Genomic DNA, 17,433 nt, shown 5'->3' on the forward strand with positions numbered 1-17,433 from the left:
CAGCCGCAGGACGTCGAGGACCGCCCGGGCCACGTCCTCCGCCCCGACCGGGGCCAGGGCGACCAGCCAGACGCCGCCCGCCGGGGTGAGCTGCCACCCGGCGTGACGGCGAGCCGGGTCTTGCCGGACCCGCCGGGCCCGACCAGGGTGACCAGCCGGGCCCGATCGAGCAGTCCGACCACCCGGCGTACGTCCTCCCCGCAGCCGACGAAGCTGGTCAGCGGCGCGTCCAGGTTGCCCCGCGCCGGCGCCTGGCCGCTCGCCGGGCGGTCGATCCGCGCCAGGTCGGTCCGCGTCGGGTCGGTCCCTGGGCGATCGGTCCCTGGGCGGTCGACGCCGTACCGCGCTCATGGCCGTCCGATGCACATGGGCGGCTGGTGTGCCCCCGTCGTCGGGCCGCCGTCGTCGGTCGCCGGGCTCGTGCAGGCCGCCCAGGCCGCCACTGTCGAGCACTCCACGCCGGCTCCGGTCGTGGAACGGCACGCCGTGGTGGAAGCGGTTGGGCCCTCGCTGGCCGTGGTGGAGGCGCTTGCCCGCCATCTGGACGTCGCCCCCGTAGCGGCGCCGACCGCCCCCGGAGCTGGTCCGGCGGTTTCCCCGCGCCGTGGCGCGCCGTCGCGTCCGGTCGCCGGCTCGTCGTCGCGGGCCCGGAAGGCGACGGCGACGAAGCCGGCCGCCGAGGGGGCGGCCGATTGGGAGCAGGCCGTCGCCGCGCGCTTCCCGGCAGGCCCGCTCGCGGTGCTGGACGTCGCCCCGTCCGGCAGGGCACTGGTGGCCTACCCCGCCGACGGCACCAGGCGCCGACCGCCCCGTCCGACCGCACCCTGGCCGCCGTCGTGGAGTGGGCGCTGGAGCAAAAGTTCGGCTCGCCGCGGCTGCACCGGCACAGCAAGGGCGGTGACGCCCTGGTCGTCCTCACCGACGCCGCCTTGGCCGAGCTCGGCCTGCCGCCGATGGGCCGTGACGAGAAGAAGGACTTCGTCCCCCGCCTCGGCCAGCTGTCGAAGACTCACAAGGCTCTACCCCGCCCGGGACGCCCTGAGCCTCCCAGGCTGAGCAGGAGCGGATCCTCGCCGAGGGCCTGCGCGAGCACTACTTCCAGGACAACGGCCCCCGCGCCCGCGGCCTCGACGTCGAACTCAACGACGTGTCCTCGATGGGGCTGTGGACGCTCCAGTACCCCTTGCCGCGCCCCTCCCCGCGACGGTGAGTTCTGGGCCTTGGCCGGTGAGCGGGTATCAGTCCTCGCACGGGACCTCGTGGCCGCGCCCCGAGGCAGGAAATCTTGCTGCGATTCATCCCTGAAGTGGGCCGGCCGTACCGCCCGGCGCCGAAGAATCTTCGGTTGTCCACCGTCAGTCCGGACCGCAGGTGGTTCCCGCCCGGCGGACGTCCCCGCGGACCCGGGGACGAGGACGGCCAGGCCCGCGGAGCCCTCCGGCGTCACGATGATGCCCACCCCCACCCCCTGAAAGGATGTCGAGGCGCAACTCGCGGCGGCCGGGGGAGTGGTGCTCCAGCAGGACCGTTCCCTCCACGGAGTGGACCGCGGCCGGGCGTGCCACGCCGGCCGGGAGCTACCCGCTACGAAGACCAACGACAGATGATCTTCCTGCCGGAAGACAACCCCGGGCATGAGCGTCCAGCGGCGCGGGACAGCGCTACGAGCAAGCGTGATCGCAGCGGCGGCAGCGCTACGAAGGCTCCCGCCCGCCCGGGCCCGGCCGGGCGGCCGGCGACGTCGTCAACACCACCTTCTACGCCGCGATCGACGCGCTGAGCGTCGCAGACGAGGACCGCACCGGCTACCCGCGCACCGCCTACCGCCACTGGACGGACGCGGACAAGAACGGCTGCAACGCCCGCAAGGACGCCATCACCAGCGAGGCGATCGACGCCCCCACACCGGCCCCGGCCGTGCCCTGAGCGGCGGGGTGTGGCTCTTCCTGTACGACGTGACCGTGACCGACGCGTCCGGTTCCTGGCGCCGTCACGCACCAAGCCTCCCGCCTCGCCCATGCCCACCACACTCCGTGGCGCACTCAGGGCGACGACGGCCCGAAGACGCGGGCCCGAGGCCGAGGAAGCCATCCGCAGCTCCCTTCACACCAACCCACCCCCGGCGGCTACTGCCTTGCCCTGCGCCGGTCCAGCACGAGGATGGGCGCGGCTGACCGGCAGTTGAGGGGAGGTCTTCATCGGCCCGGCGCGCTCGACGGCGATCGTCTACGCGTCGTCACCTCCGCCCCTTCCCGGCGCCGTGAGCAACCACCCGAGGGGCAGCACCTTCCAGGGCCACCACGCCCGCTCGACACCACCGCGCCGAGCGGGCCGCACCGCTTCACTACCGCCCTCCCCTCCTCAGCCTCCCGCCCGCCGCCGGACCTCACCCGACCACCGCCCGAACGGCCGTCAGAGGACCACCGCCCACGCCGCACCGCTGCCACCCCGCTCGCCAACGCGGCCGGGCTACGCTGGCTCGCCGGCTTCCACCACGACCCGACCGCCCCCTGGTCGAGGGCCAGGCAGGGCCCGGCCACGGACGGGGAGCGCGACCCCAGCGCGACGACGCAACTGCGACAGGGAAGCAAACGAGCGGGGTGGGCGTGCACGACGAGCCGACCGCAGGACCGCAGCCCAGAGGGGCCGCCCACGAGCACCGGCGGATGACCGCCGACGAGGCCCGGCAGCGCATCGCCGCGGACCTGCGCCGCTGGGGCGCCCCGACGCTCCTCCAACCCTCGACCGCCACACTGGCCGAGGCCTGCGCCACGCTCGCGCTCACCGGCCTGCACCTGGGCCTGGCCCGGGAGGCGATCGCCTTCCTGCACTCCTGCAGGGACTGGCTCCACAAGGCCGCAGACCTGGCCGACCCCGACCAATCCCTGGAGGCACTGCGCCGCGTCTGCGGGGCCCTGCGTGCGAGCACGGCCCTGCTACAGGCCTCGGGATGAGTTGCGCCGACCGGGGCGCGCGGGCCACGGCCGGCCGTCGCTACCGCAGTCCTGGCCGGGGTCGGAGCTGTGGTAGCCGCAGAAGCCGGTGGCGAGGTCGGCCTTGGTGTCGCAGTTCTTCGCGTCCTTGTGGTTCTCCTGGACCTCGACCGAGCTCTGGGCCTCACACTGCGGCACGACCTGATCGAACACCAGCTGCGCGACCCCGCCCTGACGCGCGCGGAACGGCGGATGATCCGGGGCCGGATCGGTGAGGCTCGCCAGCAGCTCGACCTGCTGCCCGCGTCGAGCCCGGTGAGTGCTACCGAGGTGGGCGTCCTGCTCGCCGGAGGCCGGTACGAGCAGGCGGACGCCGGAGCCCGGGAAGTGTTGCAGAGGCATGGGGGAGCCTGCCGTGTGTCCGGCTACCAGCTGCTGGCGGCAGCGGCGGTGGCCGCCGGCGAGGCCGGCGAGCTGGCCTCGCGGGAGGTCCGGCACCGCGTCGCCCTCGCGCTCATCGGTCTCCACGGCGACGGTTCCCAGCCGGAACCGACCTGGACGCACAAGTACGCGCAGGCCGCCGCGGATGCCGAGCTGCTCGACGGCCGGCCGAGTCGGCCGCCCTGCTGGGCCAGCGCTGGAGCGTCAATGCCAGTTCGCCGTTCTGGCGTGCTGACGCCTGTTGCACGCTGGCCGCCGCGCTCACCGCTCTCGGCCGCCACGACGAGGCCCGTGTGGCGCTGGTCCGCGCCCGGAGCCAGTGCCCGGGACTGGCCCGAGCGACGCGCCTGGAAGTAGTGCTGGACACGGCACAGCGGGACACGACGACCTCCGCCGAGCGGGTCTCGTGACAGCGGCTGAGCCACTGGTGAAGCTCCAGCACCTGCCGAAGTCGCGTGGTCGGCGGTGAGAGAGGCGGTGGCGAGCGTCGAGCGGGACCTGGAGGCGGCCGGTCGGTGGGCCGGCCGTGCGCCGGACGTGCCCTTGTAGTCGGGCGCGGGCGAGCATGCCGACTTGCATGCGCCGTGCGATGTCGGCGGTCCGGTGCCAGGCCGCGGGGCATGAACGTCGGGGCGGTTGGCGCAGGCATGGGTGTGCGCGGACCGGGGATCCCGGATGGTTGTGGTGGCGTCGGACCTGTTGTGGCCGCCCCTGTTCGCGGCAACGGGTTCTTCGCCATTGGGAAACCTCTTCTCGAACCGCTGCGGTTGACCCACCGTCATGAGTCCTGGAAGTGGCCTGGAATGGTTTCCGACGGGCCTTGCTTCGATGATTCTCAGGCGTCCGCCGCCGTGGAATTACGGGTTCCGATCGTTGCATGGATCGCCCCGCACGTTGGCCTTCTGGCCTGCGCTGATGGTGCGGGCCGTCAGTGCACGGCTACCTCCTGGATGACGGCTCGAATCGTTATCCCGGCGGGCGGTGGGACGTATGGGGATCTCTGACGGTTTGTCTCGTGATCTTGGCCACGAAACCCGCCGGTAGCCTTTATGCGGGTGGCGCGGTTCGGATATATCTGCCGGGATTCTTCGGTGTCTGCCCGATGGGGTTCTCTGGTGTTCGCGGCTCGTCGTTGTCTTGCTGTCGCCCTGGCCATGGTCATGGTCGTCCTCGGTGTCGCCGATGGGGCGTCCGCGCTGGAGGCCGTCGCGAGCCAGGAAGCCGCCACGGCCGCCACAAATCCGGGGCCGCTGCCCCAGCAGGGACAGGGCAGCGCGGCCGGGCAGGGCCACGACGCCACGTCGGGCGCGACCAGCGCCCAGGCGCAGGGCGGCCGGCCCGGCGCCATGCCCGCCCCCGGTGAGCTGCCGCAGGACACCACCACCGCCACCACCGCCCCCGTCCCGGCCGTCATACCCCCGCCCGCCGCGCTGCCGAAGACCGACGCCAAGACCGTCGACGCCCCGCCCCGCCCCGCCGGGGCCAAGGTGACCGACCCCGCCAAGAGCTTCGACCCGGTGAAGAGCAAGGAACTACCGAAGCAGCGCACCGAGAACGCCCGGACCTTCCAGAACGCGGACGGCACATTCACCACCCGCACCTACCCGCAGGCGGTGAACTTCCGCCGCGCCGACGGGACCTGGGCCGCGATCGACACCACGCTGATCCCCACCGGCACGGCCGGCGCCGGCCGCGCCGCCCCCGTTCAGACCGGCTGGACCTCCACTTCGGGCGAACGCGAACTCACCCTCGCCCAGAGCGCCAACACCGACCCCCTGGTACGCCTGCAACTCGCCGACGGCATCTCGGTCGGCTACACCCTCGACGGCGCCGCGCCCGCCCAGGGCACCGCACACGGCTCCACCATCACCTACCCCGAAGCACGCCCGCACGCGGACGTCACCTTCGTCGCGGGCAGCACCTCCTTCAAGGAGACCCTGGTCCTCAAGGACCCCGCCGCCCCCGCCGAATGGCTGTTCCCGCTGCGCCTGCAGGGCGTCGCCGCTTCGCTGGAGGGCGACGGCGCGGTCGTGTTTAAGGACACGGCGGGTGCGGTGCGCGGCCGGATGCCGGCCGGCTGGATGATGGACTCGGCGTTCGCTCCCAACACCGAGGAGGGCGCGTTCTCGGGCGGTGTGCGTTACGAGCTCGTGGCGAACGCCGGCGGCCAGGCGCTGAAGGTGACGCTGGACCAGGCGTGGCTCGCCGCGCCCGAGCGGGTCTACCCGGTCAAGGTCGACCCGTCCTTCTCCTCGGTGAAGGCCGTCGACGGCACCTACGTCCAGTCGCCGTACAATCAGGACTTCTCCGCCGACACCGTCCTGAAGGTCGGTACCTACGACGGCGGAGGCCACCAGGCCGCCTCGTTCGTGCGCTTCAACGGCATCGAGAACGACCTGCGCAACGCCGCGGTCCTCAATGTCAGCCTCGGGCTGCACAGCAGCTGGTCCTACAGTTGCACCCCGAGCCAGGTGAGCATCCATCCGGTCACCTCCGCTTGGTCGGAGGGCTCGCTGCGGACCATGCCGGGCCCGGACACCGGGCCGGCGCTGGCCGCGCCGTCGTTCGCGCACGGCTGGCGGGCCTCGGCCTCGGCGCCGTGGGGATGCGAGCCCGGGTGGGAGTCCATCTATTTGGGCGATGGGGGCCGTAGCCTCGTCAACGCCTGGACGCACGGATGGGCCCCGAACTACGGCCTGGCGATCAAGGCGGACCCGCGGGACTCGCGGGGCTGGAAGCAGTTCGGCAGTGACGACATGCCCGGCGGGCAGCCGAGTCTGGACGTCACCTGGTCCAAGTACGGAGCGGACTACGAGAACTGGGGCCTGGTCCAGCCGGTGACCGCGACCCAGGACGGCATCGTCAGGCTGCGGGTGTGGAACCGCGGCATGGAGACCTGGACCCCGACGAACAGCTACAAGATGTCGTACATGCTCTACGACCAGTGGGGCAACCACATCACCGACTACGGGACCAACATCGCCTGGACGGCGATGCCCTACGACGTGCCGCCGGGCGGCGCGGCCGTCGTGGACGCGCACATTCGAGCCCTGCCCCAGGGTGCCTACACGGTCGCGTTCACGATGGACGACTACCAGACCAGCAACTTCTACATGGACGCCGGCGTCCCGCGGCTGGCGATCCAGATCTCCTCGATCAACATGCCACCGCACCTGACCCGCCTGGCGCCGCCCTCGAACGCGGTCGTCTACCAGGTGCAGCCCACCCTCACGGCGGAGGGCCAGGACCCGGACAGCGCACCGAACCCCGGCCTGGACTACAAGTTCTCGGTGTGCCGGGTGATCGGCGACAACCCCCGGGTGGACTGCCGTGAGAGCGGCTGGCTCGCCCGCCAGTCCCGCTTCGGCGTGCCCGCGGGATGGCTGAGCTGGAACGAGCAGTACGCCTGGTACGCCAAGACCGGCGACGGCGCGGCCGAGAGCGACTGGTCACAGCCCTCCCTCCTGCGCACCATCCTCCCGCAGCCCAGCCAGTACACCACCGGCGCCGACGCCGGACGCAGCGTCAGCACCGCGACCGGCAACTACACCACCGCCGCCACCGACGCCTCCCTGCCCACCGTCGGCCCCGAACTGTCCCTCACCCGCTCCTACAACTCCCTCGACCCGCGCACCACCGGCCTGTTCGGCGCCGGCTGGACCACCCCCTGGGACATGCGCATCCAGGCGGAGTCGGGCGGCTGGCTCGCCTCGAGCGGCAACGTGCTGCTCACCGCGTCCAACGGCTCCCGGGCCCGTTTCGGCTGGGACCCGGGCAAGAACGCCTACGTCGCCGGCTCCGGGATCGCTGCGGATCTGCGCAAGCTCGACGACGGCAACTGGATGCTGGTCGAGCGCGGCGGGACGGTGCGCTACTTCGACCCGGCCGGCAGGCTCGGCCAGGTCGTGGACATGGCGGGCCACGTCCAGGAGCTGTTCTACACCGACGGCCGCTTGACCCAGGTCAAGGACACCACCTCCGGCCGCGCGCTGTCCTTCGCCTGGACCGGCGACCACGTCACCGCCGTGACCGCCTCCGGCGTCACCGGCGGCTGGTCCTACCAGTACGACGGCGACCGGCTGGCCAAGGTGTGTCCGCCGGGCGTCCCGACGACCGCGGCCCAGGGCTGCACCGTGTACGAGTACGGCACCGGATCCCGCTACCGCACCGGCGTGCGCGACTCCGGCCCGTCCGGGTACTGGCGCCTGGGCGAGAGCACCGGCACCAGCGTGGCCAACGACGCCAAGGTCGGCGACCGCGCACCCGGCGGGGCCCAGGATATCGCCTGGGGCGCCCCCGGCGCGCTCGGCAGCGGCGGCGACACCGCCGTGACCTTCAACGGCCGCTCCACCTCCTGGATCGAGCTGCCGAACCGTGCCGTCAGCGCCTCCGTCAACCGCTCGGTGGAACTGTGGTTCCGCACCGACAGCGCGGGCGTGATCCTCTCGCTGCAGAACCGCGCGATGGGGGAGGACCCGTACAACGTCGTCCCCGCCCTGTACGTGGGCTCCGACGGCAGGCTGCGCGGCTTCTTCTACGGCGTCCAGGGCGGCCCGGTCACCACGGCCGGCCCGGTCAACGACAGCGCCTGGCACCACGTGGTCCTCGCCGGTGCCCGGGACACCACGGCGCTGTTCCTGGACGGCGCCCTGGTGGGCACCGCGGCCGGCGACATCGACCACCTCAACATGGACCGCGCCTACCTCGGCGGCGGATACACCGGCACGATGCCCGGTGGCAACGGCGGCTCCTCCTGGTTCAGCGGACAGATCGACGACGTCGCGGTCTACGACTACCCGCTCACCGAGCAGACGGTGGCCGAGCATTACGCCCTGCGCGGCGCCGGCGCCCAGCTCACCAAGACCGTCCTGCCCACGGGGCGCACCAGCGCCCAGGTGACCTACGACGCGGTGACCGAGCGGGCCGCCAAGATCACGGACGCCGGCGGCGGCGAATGGAAGCTGTCCGAGCCGACCTTCACCGGCGGCTCCTTCCTCTACAACAACGCCGTCAAAACCTCCGAGCCGGCCGGCTTCTGGCGCCTGGGCGAACGCGACGGCGCCCTGGCCGCCAGCGACACCGGTACCGGCCTGACCGGCACCTACGGCGACGGCGTCGCCAAGAACGCCCCCGGCGTGTTCGCGCCGACCGACGACACCGCCGCCCGCTTCGACGGCAGCGCCGGCTCCTCCGTCGAGATCCCGCAGGACGTCCTGCACGCCAAGACCGACCTCGCCGTCGAACTCTGGTTCACCACCGACCGCCCCGGCGTGCTGCTCGGCGACCAGAGCCGCGCCATCGACGACTCTGCCGGACCCGGCGGCACCTGGACCCCGATCCTCTACGTCGGTGACGACGGCAAGCTGCGCGGCCGCTTCCACGGCAGCACGACCAGCACCCCGTCCGAGAACGCCGTCAACGACAGCGCCTGGCACCACGTCGTCCTCTCCGCCCAGGGCTCGAACCAGACCCTCTACCTCGACGGCAAGGCCGTCGGAACCCAGTCCGGCACCGTCGACCACCAGCAGAACACCCACACCTACCTCGGCGCCGGCTTCGCCGCGATGTGGCCGGCTTCCCCCGGCGACGTCAGCCACTTCACGGGCAGCATGGACGAGGTCGCCGTCTACCAGCACCCGCTGAGCGAGGCCGACGTCCTCGCCCACTACCGGGCCCGCAGCGCCCAGGTCGCCGGCCAGGGCGTCGGTTACCGCGGCTCGGTCGTCACCGACGCACCGGCCGGGTTCTGGCACCTCGACGAGACCAGTGGCACCACCGCCGCCAGCGAGGTCGCCGCGACCAAGGGCAACGGCAGCTACGCCCCGGCCGTCAGGCCGGGCCTCACCGGCGTGTTCGGCCCCGGCGACGGCCACGCCGCCGAGTTCCACGCCACCAGCGCCTCCTACGTCGACCTGCCCGCCCCGCTCCTGCAGGCCAAGAGCGACCTGGCCGCCGAACTCTGGTTCCGCACCGGTAGCGCCGGCGTCATCCTGTCCGAGCAGAGCGAACCGATGGGCGCCGCACCCTACAACACGGTTCCCGTCCTGTACGTGGGCTCCGACGGCAGGCTGCGCGGCCTCTTCTACGGCATCGACGGTGACCCGATCACCTCCGGCGGCGCGGTCAACGACGGCTCCTGGCACCACGCCGTGATCAGCGCCGCCCAGGGCACCCAGTCCCTCTACCTCGACGGAGCCCTGGTCGGCACCGCCACCGGCACGGTCGACCACCTGAACATGAACCGCACCTACCTCGGCGGTGGCTGGACCGGCTCGATGCCCGGCGGCAACGGCGGCTGGTCCTGGTTCGACGGCTACATCGACGAGGTCGCGTTCTACCAGCACCCGCTGAGCGCGGACCGGGTGGCCGCGCACTACCAGGCCCGCTCGGCCTCCTCCTCCGCCGAACTGGCCTCCAGGGTCACGCTCACCGACCCGGCCGGCAACGTCTCCACCGACATCCACGACGCCACCCGCGCCGACCGCCTGATAGCGCGCACCGACGCGGGCGGCGGCACCACCAGCTACACCTACGACACCGGCGGCTTCGTCCACACCGTCACCGACCCCAACGGACACACCACCGTCAGCGGCCAGGACGAGCGCGGCAACACCCTCTCCCTCACCACCTGCCGCGACGCCGACTCCTGCTGGACCTCCTACACCAGCTACTTCCACAACCAGGACAACCCGCGCGACCCGCGCAACGACAAGCCCACCGAGACCCGCGACGCCCGCTCCGCCGGCCCCACCGACGACACCTACCGCACCACCGTCTCCTACAACGCCCTCGGCCTGCCCGAGACCACCACCCGCCCCGACGGCCGCGCCACCCACGCCTCCTACACCACCGGCACCGAACCGGCCGTCGGCGGCGGCACCACCCCGCCGGGCCTGCTCGCCACCGAGACCACCGCCGGCGGCGCCGTCACCACCTACACCTACCGCGCCTCCGGCGACCTCGCCGCCACGACTACGCCCAGCGGCCTCAAGCTCACCTACGAGTACGACAACGCGGGCCGCAAGACCTCGGCGACCGAGACCTCCGACGCCCAGCCCGCCGGCGTCACCACCACCTACGCCTACGACGACCTCGGGCACCTGACCGCCCAGACCGGGCCGAAGGTCACCGACGCCGTCACCGGCACCGAGCACCAGACGAAGACCACCGTGGCCTTCGACCAGGACGGCCGGATCACCGGCTCCACCACCGCCGACATCGTCGGCACCGACGGCTCCCGGACCGCCTCCACGCTTTACGACGCGGCCGGCCGGGCCGAGACCGACACCGACGCCGAGGGCGCCGTCACCCGCTACGGCTACGACAACCTCGGCCGCACCACCAGCGTGACCGACCCGCTCGGCCAGGTCACCCGCGCCACCTACACCCCGCGCGGCCAGCTCGCCACCACCATCGTCAACGGCTGGAACGGCGACGGCAACGGCACCCGCGACCTGACCGTCGAATCCCGCGCCTACGACCCGGCCGGCCGCCTCGCCTCCGTCACCGACGCCATGGGCGCCGTCACCTCCTACACCTACTTCGACGACGGCCTGCCCGCCACCACCACCGCGCGCAACGTCACCCAGGCCGACGGCGGCACCCGTGCCATCGTGCTGGAGGCCGACGAGTACGACGGCGCCGGCCAGCTCACCAAGCGCACCACCGGTGGCGGCCGCACCACCACCGTGAACACCGTCGACACCGCCGGCCGCATCACCCAGAGCGTCCTCGACCCCGCGGGGCTCAAGCGCACCATCACCACCGGCTACGACGCCGACGACCGGGTCACCTCCACCACCCTCAAGGTCAGCGACACCGAGAACAGCGTCCAGACCAACACCTACGACCCCGCCGGCCGCCTGACCCGCACCCAGCTCGCCTCCTCCACCGGCGGCCCCACCGCCGTCTCCACCTTCGCCTACGACCAGCGCGGCCTCCTCACCGCCAGCACCTCACCCAACGGCAACGCCCCCGGCGCCGACCCCGCCACCCACACCACCACCCACCAGTACGACGCCCTCGGCCGCGCCATCGCCACCACCGCCCCGCAGATCCTGACCGAGAGCGGGGGAGCGGCCGCCACCCCCGCGCGCCCCACCGTCACCACCGGCTACAACGCCTTCGGCGAAGCCGTCACCACCAAGGACCCGCTCGGCCGCATCACCCGCACCACCGTCGACAAGCTCGGCCGCACCACCTCGGCCACCCTGCCCGACTACACCCCGCCCGGCACCACCACACCCCTCACCGCCACCAGCCGCGTCGAGTACGACAAACTCTCCCGCGTCACCGCCAGCACCGACGCGGCCGGCCGGCGCACCACCTACACCTACGACCGCCTCGGCCACCAGGTCCAGCGCGTCGAACCCAACTCCCTCGGCGGACTCCAGCCCCCCGTCGACGACAACCCACCCACCTGGACCGCCACCTGGACCCCCACCGGCCTCCCACTGTCCGCCACCGACCCGGTCGGCGCCCGCACCGAGGCCACCTACGACCAACTCGGCCGCACCCTCACCGCCACCACCGTCGAACGCAAGCCCACCCCCCAGAACCTCACCACCACGTTCACCTGGGACGACGCCGGCAACCAGACCGCCCTCACCACCCCGACCGGCGCCACCAGCACCACCACCTACAACCCCGCCGGCCAGACGGTCACCGCCACCGACCCCCTCGGCCGCGTCAGCACGCTCGAATACGACACCGCCGGACGGCCCGTGCGCGCCATCGCCCCCCTCGGCGAGTCCACCCGCACCCACTACGACGCCCTCGGCAACCCCACCACCACCGACAACCTCGACCCCACCGGCACCGTCCTGCGCACCACCACCACCGCGTTCGACCTCGAAGGCCGCGCGGTCTCCTCCACCAGCCCGGCCACCGGCGCCGTCACCAGCACCACCTACGACGCGCTCGGCCGCCCGACCACGCTCACCGAGCCGGTCGCCACCGGCCAGAACATCACCACCACCTTCGGCTACGACGCCGCCGGCAACCGCACCCGCCTGACCGACGGCAAGGGCAACACCACCGTCTACACCTTCAACCCGTGGGGCCTGCCGGAGTCCACGATCGAGCCCGCCACCACCGCCCACCCGGCGGCGGCCGACCGTACCTGGACCACCGCCTACGACGTCGCCGCCCAGGCCGTGAAGCTGACCGAACCCGGCGGCGTGGTCCGCACCAGTAGCTATGATCCGGCCGGGCGCCTGGTCCGCGAGAGCGGCACCGGCGCCGAGGCGGCCACCACCGACCGCGAACTGGCCTACGACAAGGCCGGCCACCTCGTCCGGCACAACTCCTCGACCCTCACCGGCCAGAGCTACGCCTACAACGACCGCGGCCTGCTGATCAAGGCCGGCACCGACCTGAACGCCGCGACCCAGACCTGGGAGTACGACGCCGACGGGCGCCTGACCAAGCGCTGGGACAAGGACACCGGCGACACCCTCATGGGCTACCAGGCCGACGGTCAGCTGGACTGGGCGCACAACCCCCGCACCGGCACGCAGAACCGGTACGGCTACGACGGCGACGGTCGCCTGGCCAAGCAGTCCTACGTCGCCCCCGACCCGGCCGACACCACCAAGCTCAAGACGATGTCCGAGCGCCGTCTTGGCTACGACCCGCTCGGCCGCCTCACCGGCGACCAGCTGCTCGTCGGCGGCGACACCGCGACCCCGCTCACCGGCACCACCTACGAGTACGACCTCGACAACCGCCTCACCCGCAAGAGCGTCGCCGGCACCGCCACCGACCCGGTGCGCGACAACCACTACGGCTACGACCTGGCCGGGCGCCTCACCTCCTGGACCGCGGACACCACCACGACCGCCTACACCTGGGACGCGGCCGGCAACCGCACCGGCAATGGCACCGCCACCGCCACCTACGACGAGCGCAACCGCCTGCTCTCCGACGGCACCAGCACCTACCGCTACACCCCGCGCGGCACCCTCGCCGCCGTCACCACCGGCCTCACGCAGGAGACCCTCGCCGACGACGCCTTCGGCCGCCAGGTCACCGAGGGCACCACCACCTACACCTACGACGGCCTCGACCGCGTCACCACCCGAAACGCCGCCAAGTTCACCTACGACGGCGGATCCAACAACCTCACGGGCGACGGCACCTGGAGCTACGCCCGCGACGGGGCCGGCACCCTGCTCGGCGCCACCAACGGCACCGCCAACCTGCGCATCCGCACCGACCAGCACACCGACGCCACCGCCACCCTCAACACCGACGGCACCACCGTCACCGGCGCCACCACCTACGACCCCTTCGGCAAGCCCGTCGCCACCACCGGAACCCGCTCCAGCCTCGGCTACCAGTCCGGCTGGACCGACCCCGACAGCGGCGACGTCAACATGGCCGCCCGCTGGTACCGCCCCGGCACCGGAGGCTTCACCAGCCGCGACTCCTGGCAACTCGACCCCAGCCCCTCCAGCCAGGCCAACCGCTACACCTACGCCAACGCCGACCCCCTGGGCGGCACCGACCCCACCGGACACGAGAACGTCTCACACTGTGGCTGCGGCGGACCGGGCTCCCCGGGCGCGGCAGGCAGCTCCATCCAGATCTCAGCCGGCAACGCCGGCGGCGGAATCTCATTCGGCAAGAACGGCACCTTCAACGGCACTATCAAGATCAAGCCGGGAGCCAACTCCGCGCCCGCAGCCAAGGCTGCTCCACAGGCCGAGCCCTACGTCCCGAACACCTCGGGCTACCGGCCGCCGTCGAGCGGCGCGAACACCGCACCGATGCCGGGCTTCTCCATCCCCGGTGCGGGCGTCGGGGGCCTCGGCGTGAGCAGCTTCGGCAGTCCGAGCACCGCGCCAAGCGGCTACGCGAGCAGTGACGTCTACCAGGAGAAGCAGGCCGCCCGGGACTGGCGCAACTCCAGGCCCAGCACCCCGACCTCCGCGCCCCAGAGCCCCACAGGCCTGCCCGCCGCCAACCCCACCGGACCGCAGCAGACCCCAACCTGCACCGCTTGCGGCCACTCCAAGACACCCCCGCGCCCCGCTGCGCCCAGAGCCGAGCCTCCCAAGCCGCTCTTCGACAAGACGAAGCCCTACACCGAACGCCCCACCCCCCAAGCCGACTGGACGGCCCCCAACCCCCACGACACCCCCAACATCATCGCCGCCGCCTACAGCAGCGCCGACCTCCTCGCCCTCCTCGTCCTCGTCCCGAACGCACTGCCGGGCACGACGACCGCTCCCGGCCCCCAACCGGGCCAGAGCACCCAGCCAGATAGGGACAAGCCTCAGAGCTGTCTGGACCGTCGTCCGGCAGGATCCGACACCGATAACAAGGACGGGACTGGAACTGGGTGGATCAAGTACGGGAACATGGAGGATGTTGCAGGTAGCCCTGGTGTAAGGCGTCCGACTGCTGCCGAGGCCTGTCTGACTGGTACGCCACGTTCAAAGCGCGGGACCGGTGCGGACGGAGAAATCACTGGGTGGTCGGCGGCGAAGGAGATCGTGGATGACGCGGATTGGAGTCCCGATGGGGTACCAGGCCTTGCTCGCTGCCACTTCATCGCGCGCGAGTTCGGCGGCCGCGGCGTCGCCCAGAACCTCGCGCCATGCTTTCAGGTTGGCGTGAACACCACCAAGTCAGCTATGCGAGGGTTCGAGGTGGGCGTCGTCGGGGCCGCTATGAGGGGCAAGCAAATTGTCGACTATACAGTTACTCCGGTCTACCAGACGCCCTCGAGCCGAATTCCGATGGGATTCTTCATGGTTGCTATTGGGCAGTACGCTGATGGGCGTCCAGGGGTTCGCGATTTCAGGTACGTTCGCAATGAGAAAGTGGGAGCAAATGGGACCGTTCGGCTCGGAGATTAGGAAGGTGTAGTATATGTCTCATACCCTCGGCGACCTTGAAGCAATAATGGGGATGCCCGACTACCCCCCGCTCGAGGTTCCCTGGAATAAGGCCGTAGAGCAGCTTGGTGTCCCATTTCCTTCGGACTATCGAGCATTCATTGAACGATATGGGCCCGTCTGTTTCTCGGGTGACCTCGTTGTTGCATCCCCATCGCTAAAGCCTGATATTCTCGATGAGGCCAGATTTGACGGGCTGTATCGGTTTAACCAAAACCTGAGCCAGATGATGGAGCAGTGGGGCGGATGGTTTCCGGAGGCGGTCCGGCCTTACGGGCCATTCCTGGCGCCAGGCGGCCTCTTGGGGTGGGCTAGCAACACGTCTGCTGACTACTTCTGTTGGCACATGGTCGGATCGGATCCAGACCAATGGCCAGTTGTGGTATGGCGGTACGGGGGAGATGAGATGAATCGATTCGACGGGGGAATGGTTGACTTCCTTGTGGCGGTCCTAAGTGGAGAGTTTCCTGACGCCGAGGAAATGATTGATCGAAACCTCGACCCTTGCATCTGGAAGTCACTTCTCCGCGAACGATACTGACAGAAACGCAACATGGCTGATCGGTTCTGAGCTGGGGATCAGGGTTTGCTAAAGGCTCGGGCTTCAGTGAGGGGGATCGATGGCATGAGAATTCATGACCAGTGGATTCCGGAAGTCATGTGCCCGAATCTGGAGTTCACAAGGGCCGGTGACCAGGCGGCGGTTGAGTGGTCCTAGGTTTCCCGAGTGACTGCGTCGCGCCGGCACCGGCGGGGGAACCTATTCCCTCGACGGTCTCGCCGTGCCCGGGGTCTGTACGGTGCCCGGCTCTGCCCCGTAATCGGTGGTAGCGCCGTGTCACTGCGGTCGTTGGCATGGTGTGCGCGATGTCAACGAGCTTATGGGCAAGGTGGATCCCTATGAAGCGTGCAATGATCGAATATTCGGACTTGGAAATTGGGATTCCGGAACGCCTTGTCTCTTTCTATTTCCCGGAAAGCGGCGACGCCGCCTGCGTGACATATAACGTCTTTGGCGAGACTTCCACCGAATTGGTCTTCCTGGACGACGAGGGCGATATTCAGGCGTTCAGCAAGGGCGACCAGGGGGGCGAACTCGGAACGCATGCTCGTCCGCTACTCACATATGGCTCAGAGGAACCCTCACCTGGCTAATACTCTAAGAGGCCCTAACAAAAGTCGTAGTCGCGTGACTGTCGGTTGATGTGCTCGTTAGTCCGTCCGTGGGGAAGAGGGAGTCTCGTCCGTGGGTCGTGTCGGACGAACTATGGGGCTTGATCGAGCCGTTGTTGCCCGGGCCGGCGCCGAAGCTGAAGCAGGGGCGACCTCGTGTTCCGGACCGGCAGGCGCTGTGCGGGATCCTGTTCGTGCTGCACACCGGCATCCAGTGGGAGTACCTGCCCCAGGAGCTCGGCTTCGGCTCGGGCATGACCTGCTGGCGGCGCCTGGCCGCCTGGAACGAGGCCGGCGTGTGGGACCGGCTCCATCTGGTCCTCTTGCGAAAGCTCCGGGCCGCTGGGCACCTAGACTGGTCCCGGGCGGTGATCGACTCCAGCCACGTCCGGGCTGCCCGAAGGGGCCCGAAAGCGGACCGAGCCCGGTCGACCGCGCACGACCGGGCAGCAAGCACCACGTCCTCGTCGACGCCCAGGGCATCCCGCTCGCGGTGTCACTGACCGGCGGCAACCGCAACGACGTCACCCAGCTGCTGCCCCTGCTGGCGAAAGTTCCCGCCGTGGCCGGCCTCGTCGGCCGACCCCGGCGCCGCCCCGACCTCCTGTTCGCCGACCGCGGCTACGACCACGACAAGTACCGGCGACTGGTGTGGAAGCAGGGCATCAAACCGATGATCGCCCGCCGCGGAGTGCCCCACGGTTCCGGCCTGGGCGTCTACCGTTGGGTCGTCGAACGGACCATCGCCTGGCTCCACGGCTTCCGCCGCCTGCGCATCCGCTGGGAACGGCGCGACGACATCCACGAGGCCTTCCTCGGCCTCGCCACCTGCCTGATCACCCACCGCCACGTCCAACGCCTTTGTTAGGACCTCTAAGGAATCCAGCACTAGGGCCTGTGTGATGTTGTGATCAGTGGAGCGGTCGTACGAGGTCGTCTATCCAGATCATCGAGGCGCGGAGGTGAAGGCCTGCGAGGTAGCT

6 protein-coding genes are annotated in these 17,433 nt (G+C 70.8%); 5 read left to right on the forward strand and 1 reads right to left on the reverse strand.

Annotated features, from left to right (window positions below; all coding sequences use genetic code 11):
• The first annotated feature begins 2,666 nt into the window (after positions 1-2,666).
• Positions 2,667-2,954, forward strand: a complete 288-nt coding sequence (locus tag ABZ495_RS35480; protein WP_359811666.1) for a hypothetical protein — start codon at positions 2,667-2,669, stop codon at positions 2,952-2,954.
• On the opposite strand, the gene ABZ495_RS35485 is transcribed toward ABZ495_RS35480, so the two are convergent.
• A complete protein-coding gene (locus ABZ495_RS35485) occupies positions 2,937-3,335 on the reverse strand; it encodes a hypothetical protein (protein ID WP_359811669.1) in 399 nt (132 codons plus the stop codon). The genes ABZ495_RS35480 and ABZ495_RS35485 overlap by 18 nt on opposite strands.
• Positions 3,336-4,528: 1,193 nt before the next feature.
• On the opposite strand from ABZ495_RS35485, the gene ABZ495_RS35490 reads away from it, so the two are divergent.
• The 4 genes from ABZ495_RS35490 to ABZ495_RS35505 all read left to right on the forward strand — a co-directional run bounded on the left by ABZ495_RS35490 (position 4,529) and on the right by ABZ495_RS35505 (position 17,318).
• A complete protein-coding gene (locus tag ABZ495_RS35490) occupies positions 4,529-15,238 on the forward strand; it encodes a LamG-like jellyroll fold domain-containing protein (RefSeq protein ID WP_359840057.1) in 10,710 nt (3,569 codons plus the stop codon).
• 13 nt (positions 15,239-15,251) lie between these two features.
• The gene (locus tag ABZ495_RS35495) at positions 15,252-15,818 is read left to right on the forward strand and encodes an SMI1/KNR4 family protein (RefSeq protein WP_359811674.1); all 567 of its coding nucleotides are present in this window, start codon (positions 15,252-15,254) and stop codon (positions 15,816-15,818) included.
• Positions 15,819-16,177: 359 nt separating this feature from the next.
• Positions 16,178-16,432 carry a hypothetical protein gene (locus ABZ495_RS35500; protein WP_359811677.1) on the forward strand — a complete coding sequence of 85 codons (255 nt, stop codon included), beginning with the start codon at positions 16,178-16,180 and terminating at the stop codon, positions 16,430-16,432.
• Positions 16,433-16,500: 68 nt separating this feature from the next.
• Positions 16,501-17,318, forward strand: a protein-coding gene (locus ABZ495_RS35505) for an IS5 family transposase (protein WP_359840059.1) whose coding sequence is annotated in 2 segments (ribosomal slippage) — positions 16,501-16,852 and positions 16,852-17,318 — 819 coding nt in all. Because the reading frame shifts where the segments join, the coding sequence is not laid out codon by codon here.
• Positions 17,319-17,433: the final 115 nt, after the last annotated feature.

Origin of the sequence: Kitasatospora sp. NPDC005748 (genome assembly GCF_040630735.1) — a bacterium.
GTDB lineage: Bacteria > Actinomycetota > Actinomycetes > Streptomycetales > Streptomycetaceae > Kitasatospora.